The 17180-nt window shown below is 35.5% G+C and carries 13 protein-coding genes; 2 read left to right on the top strand and 11 right to left on the bottom strand.

Going from position 1 to position 17180, the window contains the following annotated elements; genetic code table 11:
* Window positions 1-268: 268 nt before the first annotated feature.
* A complete protein-coding gene (locus E0W73_RS03990; RefSeq protein ID WP_135220801.1) occupies window positions 269-4000 on the bottom strand; it encodes a metallophosphoesterase in 3732 nt (1243 codons plus the stop codon).
* Window positions 4001-4026: 26 nt separating this feature from the next.
* Between E0W73_RS03990 and E0W73_RS03985 the strand changes: the two genes are divergently transcribed.
* Window positions 4027-5205: a Pycsar system effector family protein gene (locus E0W73_RS03985; RefSeq protein WP_135220800.1), complete on the top strand. Its 1179-nt coding sequence runs from the start codon at window positions 4027-4029 to the stop codon at window positions 5203-5205.
* 172 nt (window positions 5206-5377) lie between these two features.
* On the opposite strand, the gene E0W73_RS03980 is transcribed toward E0W73_RS03985, so the two are convergent.
* The 10 genes from E0W73_RS03980 to E0W73_RS03935 all read right to left on the bottom strand — a co-directional run bounded on the left by E0W73_RS03980 (window position 5378) and on the right by E0W73_RS03935 (window position 14576).
* The gene (locus tag E0W73_RS03980; protein WP_135220799.1) at window positions 5378-7747 is read right to left on the bottom strand and encodes a GAF domain-containing protein; all 2370 of its coding nucleotides are present in this window, start codon (window positions 7745-7747) and stop codon (window positions 5378-5380) included.
* A gap of 304 nt (window positions 7748-8051) precedes the next feature.
* On the bottom strand, window positions 8052-9110 hold the full coding sequence (locus E0W73_RS03975) for a nucleoid-associated protein (protein WP_125719843.1): 1059 nt from the start codon (window positions 9108-9110) through the stop codon (window positions 8052-8054).
* A 42-nt stretch (window positions 9111-9152) separates the two neighbouring features.
* Window positions 9153-9512, bottom strand: coding sequence for a four helix bundle protein (locus E0W73_RS03970; RefSeq protein WP_135220798.1), 360 nt, complete (start codon window positions 9510-9512; stop codon window positions 9153-9155).
* A gap of 100 nt (window positions 9513-9612) precedes the next feature.
* The gene (locus tag E0W73_RS03965) at window positions 9613-10152 is read right to left on the bottom strand and encodes an IS1096 element passenger TnpR family protein (RefSeq protein ID WP_135220797.1); all 540 of its coding nucleotides are present in this window, start codon (window positions 10150-10152) and stop codon (window positions 9613-9615) included.
* Window positions 10153-10362: 210 nt separating this feature from the next.
* A complete protein-coding gene (locus tag E0W73_RS03960; protein ID WP_135220796.1) occupies window positions 10363-10962 on the bottom strand; it encodes an HPP family protein in 600 nt (199 codons plus the stop codon).
* A 100-nt stretch (window positions 10963-11062) separates the two neighbouring features.
* On the bottom strand, window positions 11063-12364 hold the full coding sequence (locus tag E0W73_RS03955; RefSeq protein WP_244248432.1) for a chloride channel protein: 1302 nt from the start codon (window positions 12362-12364) through the stop codon (window positions 11063-11065).
* Window positions 12365-12679: 315 nt separating this feature from the next.
* Window positions 12680-13069 carry an SMU1112c/YaeR family gloxylase I-like metalloprotein gene (gene gloA2, locus E0W73_RS03950; protein WP_135220795.1) on the bottom strand — a complete coding sequence of 130 codons (390 nt, stop codon included), beginning with the start codon at window positions 13067-13069 and terminating at the stop codon, window positions 12680-12682.
* Window positions 13069-13644: a sugar O-acetyltransferase gene (locus E0W73_RS03945; protein WP_135220794.1), complete on the bottom strand. Its 576-nt coding sequence runs from the start codon at window positions 13642-13644 to the stop codon at window positions 13069-13071. The genes gloA2 and E0W73_RS03945 overlap by 1 nt, the downstream gene beginning before the upstream one ends.
* A 158-nt stretch (window positions 13645-13802) precedes the next feature.
* A complete protein-coding gene (locus tag E0W73_RS03940) occupies window positions 13803-14108 on the bottom strand; it encodes a YciI family protein (RefSeq protein WP_244248431.1) in 306 nt (101 codons plus the stop codon).
* Between the two features lie 9 nt (window positions 14109-14117).
* Entirely contained in the window at window positions 14118-14576 is a 459-nt protein-coding gene (locus E0W73_RS03935) for a DinB family protein (protein ID WP_135220793.1), read from the bottom strand.
* Window positions 14577-14748: 172 nt separating this feature from the next.
* On the opposite strand from E0W73_RS03935, the gene E0W73_RS03930 reads away from it, so the two are divergent.
* Window positions 14749-16908, top strand: a complete 2160-nt coding sequence (locus E0W73_RS03930; protein ID WP_135220792.1) for a TonB-dependent receptor — start codon at window positions 14749-14751, stop codon at window positions 16906-16908.
* The last annotated feature ends 272 nt before the right edge of the window (window positions 16909-17180 follow it).

The raw sequence follows: 17180 nt of genomic DNA, 5'->3' as shown, positions 1-17180 counted from the left end.
ATTTTAATATAACCCATTGGGTGCAATAAAATAAAATAGCTTCATTCAAAAATAAAATCTAATTTGATCTGCTAAAATCTGCGTGAAATCCTTTTGATTATAAATTTTTCACGCAGATTCAAAAAGATTAAAGCAGATTTAGACAGATTTATATCTAAGCTGATTTATTAGAATTGAAAAAAAATAATTCACCAACTGGTCAATATAATTAGTGAAATTAGTGCAATTCGTGGCAAAAAAAAACTTAGCATATTACGAACTTAGCACCTTAAAAACTGTACGCCGCTCCAAAAATAACCCTTCCCACTTCGTCAGGTGATTTGAAGTATGAAATCCTTGCTGTAATTATATTGATTGCATTCAGCCATAAACCGCCTCCGTAATCGTGATGCCATTTTCTTGAATTTTCGCCATCAAGCCAAATTCGGCCGTAGTCAAAGCCTCCTAGAATTCCGTAGGTGAGGGGCGCAATTGTTTTCTGGATTTTTCCCAGACTCAAACGCAAATCAGAACTCTGAGAGAAATATGAATTTCCTAGAAAACGTTCGTTTCTGTAACCTCTCAAATCGGTATCGCCTCCTAAAGCAGCACCTTGATAAAATTCGTAATTATTATTTAAAATTGCTTTTCCTTTTAAATAAGTCGCCAAAACAAGTTTTCCGTTATGATCAAGTTTATGCGTAAAGCCTAAGATACTTTCGAGAGTCGGAAAATTTTTCTTGGTGTTTTCAAGATTTGCAGTCCAAGTTCCAGAAATCATAAAGTACATGCCTAGCGTTGGTTTTGCTGCAAAATCAGAATTTTTGAACTGGTATTTAACTTTTAAGCTTCCAAAATTCTGACTTTCAAAAACATCCGGATTTACGACACTCGTAAGATCAATATATCTATTTTCAGTTCTTTCTACCGTCATTCTCTGGAAAATAGGTTGGATAGTAAATTCACTTCCATATCTTCCGACATGTCTGATGGCTCCAGAAGCATTAAATTTTCTGATACGGACACGGTTGTAATCCAGGCTTAGATTGTTTTCATATGGTGTTTCGTTTCCGTAGCCAAAATAATTCATCGCAAAATTCGGCGTTGTATATAGCGATTCCACGTCAATAACCCATTTGCCTAATAATCCTGGAAAATGTGCTGCATAATTAAATTCTAGACCACCTGTTGCAAAATAATAAAAGGCATTAAAAACATGTCTTTGCGTATAAGGATTCTGTTTGAAATTGTTAACGGTATAATTAAGATTAATACCCACTTTTACGCCATCGTCAGGATTAAAACCGATGTTAGGAAGTCCTGAGATTACATTGTATTTTGGTTTTTCGTAATTGTAAAGGTTCACGTCATAATCATCTGTGAGCTGTGTTTGAGTTTTTGAATCAAGATTATAAGTGTTTTCTTTTGATTTGAAATCATACACAATAACCTTTCTTCCATTCTCAATATTGTACGTATCGTTGTTCTGCCCGCCGATTAAACGTATTTTAATCTTCGATTTTTCTTTTCCTTTTACTTCAAAAATATCATTATCATCCAAACCGTAAATCCAAAGATTTTTAGTTTTCGAATCGTTGACGTTTTTGGTGTACACCAATTCATCTCCTTCTTTTTTTACTCGGTAAACCTGAATTTCAATATTTTTTCGTGAATTATGATTCAAAACAAACTTATCTTTTTTATCCGTTCCCGCAATCATAACAGTTTTGCTCAAAATATCAGAATACTCTTTGGCATATTTCAGCAAATCTTTTTTTCTGTTTTTAAGTTTTCGCTTAATCTCGTCAACGGTTTGGTCCTGTACTTCTTTCGGCATATTTTTAAAAGCCATATCAATATCCTCATCTTTCAGGTTTTCTTGGATGTATTGAGCTTGTTCTAACCAGTCTTTCTCTTCTGCCGTTTTTAAAAAGGCAAGATCCATCGGGTACGGTTCTCGGCTTAGCCATTTCACGTTTCCGATTTTATCCTTAAAAGTACGCATATGGCGTAAAGCAGGAATATTCATTAAAATAGACAATAAAGCACCATCATATTTTACAAATGCCTGATCACGGTCGCGCGGAATCGGTCGGTAAATTACCTTTCCGTCTTTTTTAAATTCGGCCCAACGCCATTGATCGCTGTGTCTGTCCCAGTCTCCAATCAGTATATCAAACAAACGCGCTTTTATATATTCTTTTTCATCGACAACATATTTTTCGTCTTTATGTAGGTTTGCCATCATGTCATCGGTACCAATTATATTGGACGGATTTCCAAAGTTTTTTCCGTCAAGATGATTGTCCGCAGGTCTTTCTTCAATCATGTACAACTGATTTCCGAAACCAGCATTAAATTCACCCAAACCTTTTTGTTTCGGAATATAATATAAAATCGGGTTGGTATGCGCCAAACCAATCTTGTCAGACATGCTTCCCGTTACAAAAGGCGCATACGGATGCGAGGTGGTATAAAAATCGTATAAGAAATCTTCGGTATAGGTTTTCTCAAAATCATTTACGACATATTGATCTTTAAAAGCAACCGACTGTAAAAAGACAGAAGCGCTCTTTTTCATGCCACGCATTACAAACTCTCGTCCTTTTGGATCAGACATTCTCAAAGACACAGATTGATGCCCGCCGCCTTCGCGAATAGGTTTTAGGCCTCCTTTTAAAGTGTCAACAGTAGCTGTCTTTACCTCAATCGGCGTGCTGTAGTATTTTCTGTAGTGTTGCCCGAATAAAAATTGGTGAAACCAGCTTTTATCGGTCATTTTCGTAGAATAGATTGAAGTTGTGGTTTTGGATGGAAAATTATCTGAAGCCGAAGTTGCCCAGTTAATTTCTTTCGCTTTGATGATTTCGCGTTCAAAAAGCATTTTTTCCTTGTTTGCTACATTTCCATAGAAATTTACTTTGGCATCACCGCTTTTATACAAAGTTAAAGTCGCATAACCATTGCCACCATACGAAAAATCAAACGGGTTAATAGCTCTCGCTGCTTCCGATTTCGATCCTGCACCACTAATGACCTGCTGAATGTTTTCTTTGCTGATGTATTGTAAGTTGTGGTCATGACCCGAAACGACAATTACGTTTTTTTGCTTCTGCAAAAGCGTTTTTATTCGCTTAGCATAAATCGTATATTGCTTGTTCTGAATGTCCTGCGGACTTACACCAGATGTTTTTCGAACCAGGTTGATGAAAGATCCAATAACAGGAAGCGGAATTTTCTTTTCAAGTGGGAACAATTGTTTTTCTAATGAAAATTGTCCGCCATGAGTCCCGTTGCTCAATAACGGATGATGAATGGCAAGAACAACTGTTTTTTCTTGGTTTTTGTTTAATAGACTTTCTAATTCCTCAAAAAACTGCTCTCTGGTTTTGATCTCACAATTGTCATTCATCGTCGGATGATCATCCCAGTCTTCTAGAAACCATTCGCTATCAACGGCTATTAACGCTGTAGTGCTATCAATTTTTACATCTTCAATCGGGCAGGATTTTCGCGGCAGAAAAGCCTTTTTATCATTTAGGTACTTGGCGACAAAGTCAGCTTGATTTTCCAAGCCTTTAATGCCACTGTACCAATCGTGATTGCCCGGAATCACGATTGTCTTTCCTTTAAAACCTTCTGTAAGTTTTAATTGATTCGTTAGTTTTGTTTCGGCTACAGTCCTGTCTGCATGTTTTTTTTCCGCAGGAAAGCCTTTAGGGTAAATGTTGTCGCCCAAAAACAAAAGTGTCGATTTTTTGCTTGCTTTTTGCAACCTTCGATGCAAAAGTTCTAGTGTTTTTTGCGCCTGCTCTTCGTCGGCATTTCCGGCATCTCCGATAAGATAAAAAGTATGCGCAATTTTTAAGCTGTCGGTTGCGTTTTCATTTTCGTTGGCACTTACATTTTTCCCGTATTGAGGTTTATTTGTAGCACATGAAAAAACAATAAAAAGTATGATGACAGCGATGGCGCCGGTTTTAATTTTCGCAATAAAATGATTATCCAAAAACAATTTCATAATTTAGTGGTATAAAAATATTCTTTATGAATCTAATAGAACAATCCGAGGATTTCGTCAGTAATTTACTCAAAGATAAACTTTCTAATTTATATTCTTATCATAATTTTAACCATACTTTAACTGTAGTTACAGCGGTAAAAGAGCTGTGCAAAAAAGAGGATGTTGAGGGTGATGAGAAAGAGGCACTTTTGGTAGCGGCCTGGTTTCATGATACTGGTTATATCGAGGGCTACGAGCGTCACGAGGAAGAAAGTGTAAAGATCGCCACTAAATTTTTGAGAGAAAAAGGAAAATCTCAAGAATTTATTTCGCTTGTCTCTAGTTTGATTCTGGCTACAGCCAAAGAATACCAGCCAAAAACGCATCTCGAAAAAATTATTAAAGATGCAGATTATGCCCATTTGATGGGGACAGAATATGTAACAACTTGCGAACTGCTTCGTTTAGAACTAAAAAATACAGGTCTTGCAAGTTTTACAAATGCAGAATGGACAAAAGAAAATCTGAATTTTTTACTCAATAAGCATCGTTTTTATACCGATTATGCATTGAGAAAATGGCAACCGCTGAAAGAGAAAAACTTGCTTTTGATTCAGAAAAAAATTAATAAGCAACAGTTAAAAGCCGCAACGGCAATTGAAGAAGAAAACAGCAAAAAAGATAAAAACGACAAAACAGAGCGTGGCGTTGATACTTTATTTCGCGTTACTCTTGGAAATCATACTCGTTTAAGCGGAATTGCAGACAGCAAAGCCAATATTTTGCTTTCGGTAAATGCGATTATCATCTCAATTGCATTATCATCTATTATTCCAAAACTAGACAGTCCAAAAAATGCACATTTGGTGTTGCCGACTTTTATCATGCTGATGTCGAGTGTGATTACGATTATTTTTGCCATTCTTTCGACAAGACCAAAAGTGACTTCTGGTTTTTTTACAAGAGGAGATGTAGAAGCTAAAAAAGTCAATCTTATGTTTTTTGGAAATTTCTATAAAATGCCTCTGGAAGATTACGATTGGGCGATGAATGAAATGATGAAGGATCGGGATTATCTGTACTCCACAATGATAAAAGATTTGTATTATCTCGGATTGGTTTTGCAGCGAAAATACAATCTGCTCCGAATTGCCTATAACTTTTTTATGGTCGGAATTATTATAACTGTGATAGCTTTCGTGATTGCTTTTAAATCGATTTAATTTTTAGACTCTGATTTTACTGATTCGCTATCGCGAAGACGCGGATAAAAACGGATTTTTTTTCTCAATAAATCAAAATAAAACCTGCGTTAATCCGCGTCTTCGCAATAGCGAATGCGTTTTCATCCGTGTTCAATTTAATCGGTTTGAAAAGTAAAAAAAAAGCCCAACTTTAGTTGAGCTCATCTAATAAATCTTGATAGGTTATTTTTTTAGCTGCTGAGTTTGAAGTATTGTTAATCACTTTTACACGAATCGCTCTCAAACCAGAAACTCCCTGAAGATCTTCTACTTCAAATTGTTCTATTGCAGGCTCGAGAATTTTTTTGTGTTGCAGGTATTTAATGTATTTCAAATATTCAGCTTCTTCGCTGTTTTGCGAATATACAATCGTAATTTTTTCTTTCTCGGTAATGCGTTCACTACTTCCTTTAATGTGCGCTTTGTCGATACGTTTTTTAACTACCTCATATCTTGCATTATAAGTTCCGTCGACATCAAAACGTTTTTCGTCCATTCTAAAACGAATGGATAGAGCAGAGCTGAATACCAAAATAAGTGAAGTGACATCTAATTCGTATGGAAGCGATTCCTTAAGCTGATGATGCTCGAGTTCCATTTCGCATAAAGTCTGCAGCTGCCATAAACGCAGATTGTGCAGATACATAATGTCAAAAGGCTTGGTTGGTGCAATAGAAGCTCCAATGTAAAGGTTATGTTCTACGCCATCGGTTTTAAAGCGCTCATAATAATGCGGATAAATCTGCTGGGCTTCTAGTTGCTTTTTATCCAAAACAGAAGCTAGTTTCTTGTTGATGATTGACATTGCATTATCAAATTTCTTTCTTTCCTGATAAAACATGCCAGTCTTTTCGTCTAGACTTTCAAAATATTCTTCTTCCAGTTTCTGGTTGGTAGACGTATCCTTCGTATTCTTTAAAATGGGATGAATTTCATCTTCGATATAACGTTGAATATGTTGTTCGGTATCTGCTTTTAAAGGCTGGTCAAGCTCGTCTCGAAGCGATTCTAGTTCAAATTTTCTTTGTTCCAAAAGCATGAGACTGCTGTTTGGCTTCTGATTTTCAAAAATATTAAGTATGGTCGTGAGTTGATTTTTTAAATCTTTTCGGACGGTTTCGTTTCTGTGTTCAGAAGAACCTTTAATGTCAATCTGGCCATAAAGCGGGAAAACATTTTTAAATACAATTTCTTTAAAAATATAATCTTTTGACGGATCATTATTTTGGAAATAATTTTGAGATTCTTTCTTAAATTTCCAATACACGCTTGGATGAATAGTGGTGTATTCGCGCTGAATGATTGCTTCAACCTGATGTTGCATATCGGTATTGTAACGATCGATCGTATCGGTCAGATAAGGAAGAACTAAATCTAGTTTTGTAGCGTTCACAGTATTTAAATCTCTAGGATTTTCAGAAACCAATTCAATCACGCCTAATAATTGCCCGTCTTTAGTAACGGGAGCAAAAACACAGCTTTGAATTCCTTGTCTCAATAAATGCTCACCTAGATTTTTATTCGGTGATTCTTCAATGAATTTTTTGACATTCGAAATAACAAATGGTTCTTTTTTGTCTAAAAGATTTTCAAAAGAGCAACCAAAAAAGGCATTTTTGCAATCGACTTCTTGCGTACTATGAAGTAAAAAACTAGCTATTTGTTCGTCAAATTTTATTGGACGAATAAACTTTTCTTCTTCGGGATTGTAAATAATAAATCCAACTTTTAAATTTGGCAGATTAAAAATAGATTTAAAAATGTTTACAAGTATATCATTTGAATCTAATTTTGAAGAACTTGGTTTTAAGAGATTGCTTTTCAAGGTAGAAATAGCGCTTTCTGTTGTTGCGTCAAATAAAGAAACGATTCCGAAACCTCTTAAAATCCAGCTTCCTTTCGGAAATTTAGATTTCCATAAATCAATATCATTGTAGTTGTCAAGTAATTGATCAATATCTTCTTGAGTAAGGGAAACTGCATTTTCTGTTGGAATAATTTCCATGAAATCTGCGTTGTATAAAATACGATAATGTTTTTCGACCCCGTTTTCATCTGGAATATCGTAGAAAAAAGGCTGATTAAAATCGACATGCTGCTTGTAATAATAACTTAAAATCAAGCAACAGTTATTGATATAGAATTGATGGTCGCTAAAATCACGAATTTCCATATAAAATTCGTCTCCTGCGTTTCTTAAGATTTTTTTGAAACGCTCGGTATAATTGAATGAAATATTTTGAAACGGAATAGTGATCGCTTTTATTTCGTTATGCGTAAGCGCCGTGGGAAACAAATCGGCTACAATGTTTTTGATTAATGCTTCGTTTTCTTTAATAACCGAATAATCGTAAATTCCGGTCCTCAATTCTGGAATTAGATCGATTTGGTTTAAAATCGCTTTGGCATAATTGGATCGGTAATCAATATCCGACAAGGCAATTTCCTCAAAAGATTCGATTAGTTTATGGAATGAGATTATCGTGGTAAAAGGACTTTCTTTAAAAAACTGAATATCCATCTTAGTTTATTTTTAATGCAAAATTAATGATTAATTAATCATCTTTCACATTTTGCTATCTCTTTCGTTTATAATCTGATAGTAGAAAATAGATATGGCAAAATAATCTTTGACGTATGTTATCCTACTGGGGCAATTTGATTGGGGAATGGTGTTGCTAAATAATTGATGGTTAAAATTAATGGAGCGACTATATGAAAAACGAAATGTTTGCTACACATCTCATAATATAAAAAAACGGCAGTTACCTAATGTAAATGCCGTTTTCTTTTTGAGTAAGTAAGTAATGGAAAATGAATGACTCTTAGCTTTTTTCTTCTTTATTGAAATACACTAAGTAGTAATACATTTGTTTTTCTTCATCCCAGCCTTTTTCAACAAATTTTTCTGCGCTTTCAGGATTAATGAAATCCATTTTAATCTGAATATGAGTATCCAGATTGATGACGTTTTTAATCGATTTTCTGGCGTCAGAAACTGCTGCGTTGGCAATAGGGAATGAGGTCACATCTTCGATGCTGTATTTTTCTCCTTTATCAACTTTATAATTTTTAAATTCAGGAATCAAATCAGGATTGTCTAATACTTCATTCAAGAAATTCTGCTCTTCAAACTGATCATTTTTAGCGAAATAATTCACAGATCGGTTCATAAACATTACTTCCTCTTTCTTGTCTTCTGCTGGCAAAACAACGTCTTTTGCAAAGTTCTGGCAGAATTTTAAATATTTTTTAGTGATGAAATTTTCGTCTTCAAAAGCATCAACAGACAAGAAGTGCTCTAGCCAGTAGCGAGCGTCATAACGGTTGCTGTCTACCGTCAGGATTTTATATCCTTCTTCTTTTTTGTAGTTAAAAATCAGACAGCCTTTGTCTAATTTACTCAAGTTGATCCCTTGCTGCAGAATCATTTCAAGATTGCTTCCGTTTTCTTCAAACTGCAGAAAGTCGGCTTGCAATTCGCTTTTAAAAATTCCGATAGCATCAACGACATTGTTATCGATACTTAGATTTGTCAGATAGGTTACATAAACCTCTCCGTTTTTAATGTGCGGGTGATTTGACTGCTCGTATAAATGTTTTGTAATCTTTTTAGAAACCTCATGAACATTGGCTGGATTGGCAAAAATCTCAGTGGCATACTTAAACATGTCATTGTAGTCTAAATCTACTTCATGCGCAAACTGGTAATAGTTTTCTTCTTTTTCTCTAAAAGGCTTAAAAAAGAATTCTTTTATCAAAGGAACGATTTCATCATTTAGATTAAATGGCTGCTCTGATAAAAAAATAGCCTCATTACGGCTTTTATTTCCTACGCGGTGTATTGCCAGCGTGTCGATGTGAGTGTTGAATAGGTTTATCATTTTTAAGGTGCTGAGGTTCTAAGTTGCTAAGTTGCTAAGGCTTTAGGTTCTGTCTTTTATTTTTTTTATTAACGAAACCAACATTCTTTCTACTTCACGACTATCCTCATATAAATTGTTAAAATCTTCTTCTTTTAAATAAGATATATTTTTTGCGATTTCTAATTGCGTTTGCATTTCAAACAAAGAGCCAAGTGAAATACTTAAAAAGCGTAAGAGATCTTTATCACTTTCTCTGCCGTACCCTTCGGCAATATTGCTGGGAATAGAAATCGAACTGCGTCTAATTTGCGAAGTTAATCCGAAGATTTCTTCTTTTGGGAATTTGTTTGTTAAGGAATAAATTTTGGTTGTCAAGGTCATTGATTTCTGCCAAACTAATAAGTTTCTAAAATTGCTCATTTTTTATGTTTTTTAATTTTTAGTAAAATTAAAAAATAAGAAAAAACTCTCAAAATAAAAATCTTAGAAGCTTAGCAGCTCAGAAGCTAAGCACCTTAATCTAATTCCAATTCTCCTCAAATCCGTAATCTTCGAAGCTGTCGTCGCCTTCAAACATATCAAGGTCATCTTCGTCTAAATCGTCTTCAAATTCTCCGTAGATATCGTCGTGCATGTCTGCTTCGAAACTTTTTTCGGTAGCTTCGTCTGGCATTTCTCCGTGCGAAAACAATGTTTCAGGATAGGTTGCGCCAACGGTTTCTTCTTCGATAGCTGCCAATTCGACTAAAAAAGTCCACATGCTGATGAAATCGTAGACATAAATAATTTTAGTGTTTTCTTTATCCAGAATGCTCGACAAAGGGTAATCGTTCATGGTTCTTTGCTCGCCTGGAACATCGCCGGTATCAAAAAGCGGAATTTCATCTTCCTGATTCCACGTATCATCACAAGTATAAAATGACGCTACTTCAGATCCGTCAAAACCAAAAGCGTTGAATATAGCATTGTGTAGGTCTTCAAGCGTATCATCTTCAAGAATCGCAATGTCTCTGAAAATATCTTCTTCGGCGTCTAGAATTACTCTAAATTTATAAACCATAATCTTTGTTTTTATTGAGAGGTCAAAGGTAAAATATAAAAAACGAAATACGAATTGTGAATTACGATTTGTTGAAAAGATTTTAATCTTCTGATTTACTGTAGTTTTCGGTTGACGCTTCTGCAAGGTTTTCAAAACCTTGTAGGTATAACTTTAAGTAGAATTACAAACCTACAAGGTTTCGAAAACCTTGCAGGAATTAGGAACCTTTTACTTTCCAGTCAATCTTTTTCTAATTTTATGATAATGTTTGTGATAAGTACTATGACTAGGATAACTTCTGCTCGATGTCATGTTATTAAAAATCAAAGCAGTCAAAAGCAGAATCAAAACCCCCGTCAATACTGGCGAAAGCACATACATATAGCCTAAAGCTTTTACTTTTTCGGTTCCAATAACAGCAATCAAAGCTGTTGCGCCTCCAGGCGGATGAAGCGTTTTAGTGATCTGCATTAGAATGATAGCAATAGAAACAGCCAATGGCGCCGCAATGTACATAATATCTGGAACCAGTTTATGAACTGTTACGCCTACAATAGCCGAAATAACATGTCCACCAACCAAATTTCTAGGCTGCGAAAACGGACTCTGAATAATTCCGTAAACCAAAACGCTCGAAGCTCCAAAAGAACCAATTAAGTAAACAGCATCACTTCCTGAAAACTGCAGAGATTGGATGTAAGCTAAAACCCCAATCCCGACAAAAGACCCTACAAACGACCAAAAATGTTCTTTATAATCAATTAAAGTTTCCTTGTATAGAATGTAACGGGTTTTGCGGTAGCTTCTTTTTAATTTTTGAGTGGGCATAAATTTAATATTCGTTGTAGCATTTTATTTTAGCCACAGATTAAAAGATTAACACATATTTTAATTCCTTCTAATCCTATTCATCTGTGGCTAAAAAATATTATTTAGTCAAGCTTGGAGCGTAACTGTACACTGTATAAGGATAAATGGTCTTTGCGGTATATTTTGAAATTAGACAGACTGCAAGAATGGGCAAAAACAAAGTGTAGTCGTTTGTTAAACCACAGACCAAAAATATTGCGGTAAAAGGAGCGTGGATGCTGGCGCTTAAAACAGCAGCCATTCCGATAATCATAAAGTTAATCGGAATTACATTTACATGAAAAAAGCTGTTCAAGATTGTAGCCAAAAGTAATCCTAAAAAAGCACCGATAAAAAGACTCGGAGCAAAAACACCGCCGTCACCTCCTGAAGCCAGCGTTATCGAAGTCACAATTGGTTTTAGAATCAGAATTCCTATAAATGTCAAAGCCAAAGTCATCGTCATGATTTGGTTAGGCGCTATAAAACTTGTTTTAATGGCATGATATCCTTCTCCGTAAAGTTGTGGAAAAAGGAAAAGCGAAACGCTTAAAACTGCAGAACCAATAATAATTTTATAATAATGGGTATTGATTTTTCCGAATTGTGATTTAAAAAACAAAACGCAGCGTGTAAGGTAAACAGAATTCATTCCCGCCAAAATTCCTAAAAGAATAAAATACGGAATTGCTTTTAGATGCCAGGTTGTAATAGATACGGCAAATAATGGTTGTTCTTTTAAAATGGTCAATAAGCCAAAAGCAATTGCCACGGCAATCAAGTTTGAAATGACAAATGCACGGGTTACTTTTCTGGAAATCACTTCAAAAGCAAATAAAATTCCCGCAATCGGACTGCTGAAGAGCGCTGTAACTCCAGCCGCAACTCCTGCACAAATTAACTCGGTTTTGTATTGTCGAAATACGTTTTCTTTTTCGTGAGCCACAGAACCTATGGTAGCGGTTGCGACTACAGTCGAAACTTCGATTCCGGTTGAACCGCCAAAAATCACTGTAATCAAGCCGTTTATAAAGTGCGACGGAATTTTATAAGAAGGAAGATTTTTAGATTTTGAAGCGGTACTTTCAAAAACTTCTTTAATTCCCTTGTTCTCTTTTTTCTTAAATAAATATTGTCTGAGAAAATAAATTACGGATAATCCAAAAACCGGAAAAACAATATAGAATATCGGATGAACCGTAACTTCGTGAAAGAAAATTTCTTCGTAATATTCTGTGATTTTTTTGAGTGAAATTCCGAGAAAGGCTGAAAGAAAGCCGATTAAGATAGAAACAATAACTAATTTTCGGAATTTGATAAATTGATGATTTTTTTTGATTTGCGCCGTTTTGTTCATCATTATAAGTTTGAAAATTCGCATTTATTTTATGCGGGTTGCAAAATTAAGGATGAATTTCGGTTTTTAATAGTAAATCTTGATTTTAATGTGTTAAAATGCATAAAAACAGGAAAAATCTTTCGTTTTGGGTTTTGCCGCAAAGACGCTAAGGCGCAAGGATATTTCGTATTTTTTGTCATTTCGACGAAGGAGAAATCTCCGCGAGAAGCTCTACAAAGATTGGCGATTTTGATTGCGGAGTTACTAGTGAAGATTTCTCCTTCGTCGAAATGACAAACTACCGGTTTAGTCGTTGCCTTAAATAAAAAACCTTAGTGTCTTCGCGGCAAAAAAAGCCTAACGCTCATAAAACTCTATCGGCAACAAATCAGGATCTGCAATAAAAGTGAAACGCTTTTCGGTCGTTTCATCAATTCTAATTGGTTCTGATTCGATATTTTTGGAAGTTAAAAAGGCAATAGTTTCTTCGAGATTGATAACTTCAAAAGCCAGATGACGCAAACCGACAGCTTCTGGTCTCGAAGGTCTTTTTGGCGGATTAGGAAATGAAAATAATTCGACAACATAAGCACCATTTAATGCCAGATCTAACTTATAAGATTGACGTTCTTCACGGTAAATTTCGCGAATAATCGTCAGGCCTAAAATCTGAGTGTAGAAATGTTTCGATTTTTCGTAATCAGAGCATAAAATAGCGATGTGATGAATTTTGTTTAGCGTAAGCATTATTTTTGAGTTTCAGGTTCCTGATTTAATTTTCGAATGACTTTCGCCGGATTTCCAACTGCCAAAGAGTTGTCAGGGATATCTTTTGTAACGACAGAACCTGCACCAATAACGCAACCTTTTCCGATGGTAACCCCTGGGCAGATAACAGAATTGCCACCAATCCAGCAATCGTCTCCTATTGTAACAGGATAAGCATTTTCCAATGTTTTTCTTAACTCAGCGTCAAGCGGATGCGAAGCGGTATAAATCTGTACGTTTGGCGCAATAAAAACATTGGATCCGATAGTTACAGGAGCGCAGTCGAGCACCACACAATTTACATTGAAATAAACATTTTCTCCAGCAAAAATATTGTAACCATAATCACAATGAAACGGTGGCTCGATATAAAATCCTGCTCCCGCATTCGGAATAAGTTCTTTTACAATTTCTTTGGCTTTTTTGGTAACTCTGTACTCTTTTACATTTAAGGAATGAAGGAGATTTTTGGCAGCTCTTCGACCTTTTACCAATTCAGGGTCAAAGGCGTTGTAATATTCGCCAGAAATCATTTTTTCTTTTTCTGTTTTCATTATTTTACATTTTCGTCTTGGCAATTTTATCGTGTATTTTTGGAATTTCCGGCAATGCTGCGGTACAGTACCAAGGCGTTAATTCGGCTTCGAGTAATTTTGCTTGTATGGCTGGATCCGTCGCAACGAGCGCCTCGGCTTCGGCTATGGTTTCTACATTAAAAAATATAAATACCGCGATAATTTCGGTCGTTTTTCATAAAAGGTCCAGCAACTACCAGTTTTCCTTCTTTTGCTAGTTTATTGATATTTGCCATATGACCTTCAAACAATTTCTTGCTTTCTTCTTTAGAAACGGTAGTATTGCTTCCTGATTTCAAAAGACAGAAAACGTATTTCTTCATTCCGAACTCATCGGCATGAAGCGATTTTGCTAAGCTTTCGTCGTATTTTGCTTCAGTTGCCTGAGAAAATCCGACTGCATTTAGCATAAAAAAGGCGAAAATTAAAAACGGCTTTTTCATAATGATTTTTTAAAGCATTTTCTTCAAAATTACAATCTGTCCCAAATGATAAACGTCGTGCTGAATAATTCCATGAATATGTTCGTAAAAGGTATGGCCGTTATTTACGTATATTTTAGCTAAATCTTCATCATTAAAATCCTCAAAAAAAGTATTCCAAGCTTCTTGCGATTTTGCCAGTGTCTGCAAAGACTGCTCCCAAGCCGCTTCAGACGGATCTAGAACTGGTACAAAATAATTATGATCTGGAGTTATAATGGTTTCACCCTGCATGCGTTGCAAAATGTTTCTTCTCCATTGGATCAGATGATTGACAATTTCCCAAATGGTATTTAGATTCGGATTTATTTTTCTGTAGGCTTGTTCGGCTGTTACATTGTTTAATGTGCCTGCCAGAGTAACCTCTAGCCAAGGATTTCCATTATAAATGGACTGGTATAAATTTGAGATTCTTTTGTTTTCTGACATAATAATTCTGTTTTTTGAATTCCTAGCTAAGATACAAATTAGAAATTTACAACTCATCCTCGAAATTCTACAATTGAGTTATTATATATTTTTTAACAAGTAATGTTGAGATACATTTGCTTCATCAAAAACAAAATAATACAAGACCCAATAACAAATAAAATCAACAGGTATGAAAACCAGAATTACGTTTATTTTCTTATTAATGAGTGTGTTTACTTTCGCTCAAAACATCATTTCAGGAAAAGTTCTTGACCAGAAAGGAAAACCAGTAGCAGGAGCAAACATTTATCTGGACGGAACTTACGATGGTGCTTCAAGTTCTGAAACGGGAGATTTTTCTTTTGAGACTACAACTGCAGGAAACCAGACAATAGTAATTAGTTTTTTATTGTTTGAAACTTTTACCAAAGAAATAGATGTAACCAATTTTAAAGATCAGACGATAAAACTGAAAGAAAATGTAAATGCTCTGGATGCTGTTGTAATTACTGCCGGAACCATGGAATCTGGTGAAAAGGCTAGGGTTTCGGTTTTAAAACCGCTCGATATTGTAACTACTGCGGGTTCTGCCGGAAATATTATTGCCGCACTGCAAACCTTGCCAGGAACACAATCTGTAGGCGAAGACGGTCGTTTGTTTGTACGTGGAGGTGAAGCCAGCGAAACCCAGACTTTTGTTGACGGAATTCGTGTAGCGCAACCCTATGGCGCGACTACGAACAATTTGCCAACAAGAAGCCGTTTTTCTCCTTTTTTATTCAGCGGAATTGCGTTTTCAACTGGAGGATATTCAGCTGAATACGGAGAAGCATTGTCGAGTGTCTTGCTTCTGAATACTCAGGACGAACCTGATCACAACAAAACAGATATTGGTTTAATGACTGTTGGCCTAAGCTTAGGAAATACTCAAAAATGGAAAAAAAGTTCGTTGAGCGTAAATATGGCTTATATTAATCTGGCTCCTTATCAGGCGGTGATTCCTCAAAATGTCGATTGGAACAGTCCTTATCAGTCGCTTGGCGGAGAGTTGGTTTACCGCTACAATTTCACAAACGGAATTTTTAAAATGTATGCCGCTTTTGATTCAGAAAGATTCGATTTGAACCAAAAAAACATCAATTTTGAGAATCCAGTTAGAACAGATTTGAATAATAACAATTTTTATCTGAATTCTTCTTATAAAGGTAATTTTGGAGACGGCTGGCAATTGACAACTGGTCTAAGCTACGGATACAGCAAAAACAAAGTAAAATACGACATCAACAATCTTGATAATAATGAAAATGCTGCGCAGCTTAAACTTAAATTAAGAAAAAGCTTTTCTAATCGTTTCAAATTATCTTTTGGTACCGATTATTTCATCACTAAATTCAATGAAAATTTTGATGATAATATTTCCATTCAGGCTTCAAACGGTTACAATTCCAATATTGCGGCTTTCTACACCGAAGGAGATATTCAGTTTTCTAAAAAGTTGGCGGCAAAAGTAGGTTTCAGATTGTCTTACAACAGTCTTTTAGATGAAACTGCAATTGCGCCGAGAGCTTCACTAGCATACAAAGTTTCTAAGAGCAGCCAGTTTTCATTTGCTTACGGAGACTTTACGCAAGCTCCTGTAGTAGATTACATTAAATATTCAAAATACCATCAGTTTGAAAGCGAAAAAGCTAGACATTATATATTAAATTATCAGTTTACCCAACCGGGACAAACTTTCAGGGCAGAGGCATATTACAAGGATTACAGCAATTTGGTTCAGTACGATACAAGAGATATTCAGTACAATTCGGTTTTCAATAATAACGGTTCGGGTTATGCAAAAGGATTGGATTTGTTTTGGAGAGACAGCAATTTGTATAAAAACCTCGAATATTGGGTTTCGTATTCTTACATAGATTCTGAAAGACAATACAAAAACTTTCCAACTATGGCAACACCAAGTTTTGTAGCCAATCATAACTTATCGGTTGTAACCAAATATTTCATTACAGACTGGAAATCTCAGATTGGTTTTACAAACAGTTTCAGTACAGGTCGTCCGTACAACGATCCAAATCAGACACAATTTATGAACGGCAAAACAAAGGCATACAACAGTTTAAGTTTTAACTGGGCGTACTTGCTGACAACACAAAAGATTATTTATTTTTCTGTATCGAATATTTTAGGAACTCAGAACATTTTCGGATACGATTATGCTAAAACACCAGACGCAGCCGGAGTCTACAACAGACAAGCCATTGTGCCAACTGCAGACCGTTTTTTCTTTGTAGGTTTCTTCTGGACTATAAGCCAGAATAAAAATGAGAATCAGTTGAGAAATCTTTAGAAAGAGGTTCTAAGGTGCTTATGTTCTAAGCTACTAAGCTTTCCTGAATCTTTAAAAAGAGGTTCTAAACTGCTTAGGTTCTAAGCTACTAAGTTTTACTGAATCTTTAAGAAGAGGTTCTAAGCTGCTAAGCTTTCTTGAATCTTTAATAAGAGCTTCTAAGGTGCTTAGGTTCTAAGCTGCTAAGCTTTCTTGAATCTTTAATAAGAGTTTCTAAGGTGCTTAGGTTCTAAGCTACTAAGCTTTCCTGAATCTTTTAAAAGAGGTTCTAA

It is taken from the genome of Flavobacterium foetidum, assembly GCF_004634245.1.
Lineage (GTDB): Bacteria > Bacteroidota > Bacteroidia > Flavobacteriales > Flavobacteriaceae > Flavobacterium > Flavobacterium foetidum.
This window is presented reverse-complemented; position numbering and strand designations above follow the sequence as displayed.

Excerpts from the sequence above, each read along its gene's own strand:
- E0W73_RS03990 (WP_135220801.1), bottom strand. The coding sequence starts at position 4,000 with ATGAAATTGTTTTTGGATAATCATTTTATTGCGAAAATTAAAACCGGC.
- E0W73_RS03985 (WP_135220800.1), top strand. The coding sequence starts at position 4,027 with ATGAATCTAATAGAACAATCCGAGGATTTCGTCAGTAATTTACTCAAA.
- E0W73_RS03980 (WP_135220799.1), bottom strand. The coding sequence starts at position 7,747 with ATGGATATTCAGTTTTTTAAAGAAAGTCCTTTTACCACGATAATCTCA.
- E0W73_RS03975 (WP_125719843.1), bottom strand. The coding sequence starts at position 9,110 with ATGATAAACCTATTCAACACTCACATCGACACGCTGGCAATACACCGC.
- E0W73_RS03970 (WP_135220798.1), bottom strand. The coding sequence starts at position 9,512 with ATGAGCAATTTTAGAAACTTATTAGTTTGGCAGAAATCAATGACCTTG.
- E0W73_RS03965 (WP_135220797.1), bottom strand. The coding sequence starts at position 10,152 with ATGGTTTATAAATTTAGAGTAATTCTAGACGCCGAAGAAGATATTTTC.
- E0W73_RS03960 (WP_135220796.1), bottom strand. The coding sequence starts at position 10,962 with ATGCCCACTCAAAAATTAAAAAGAAGCTACCGCAAAACCCGTTACATT.
- E0W73_RS03955 (WP_244248432.1), bottom strand. The coding sequence starts at position 12,364 with ATGCGAATTTTCAAACTTATAATGATGAACAAAACGGCGCAAATCAAA.
- gloA2 (WP_135220795.1), bottom strand. The coding sequence starts at position 13,069 with ATGCTTACGCTAAACAAAATTCATCACATCGCTATTTTATGCTCTGAT.
- E0W73_RS03945 (WP_135220794.1), bottom strand. The coding sequence starts at position 13,644 with ATGAAAACAGAAAAAGAAAAAATGATTTCTGGCGAATATTACAACGCC.
- E0W73_RS03940 (WP_244248431.1), bottom strand. The coding sequence starts at position 14,108 with ATGAAAAAGCCGTTTTTAATTTTCGCCTTTTTTATGCTAAATGCAGTC.
- E0W73_RS03935 (WP_135220793.1), bottom strand. The coding sequence starts at position 14,576 with ATGTCAGAAAACAAAAGAATCTCAAATTTATACCAGTCCATTTATAAT.
- E0W73_RS03930 (WP_135220792.1), top strand. The coding sequence starts at position 14,749 with ATGAAAACCAGAATTACGTTTATTTTCTTATTAATGAGTGTGTTTACT.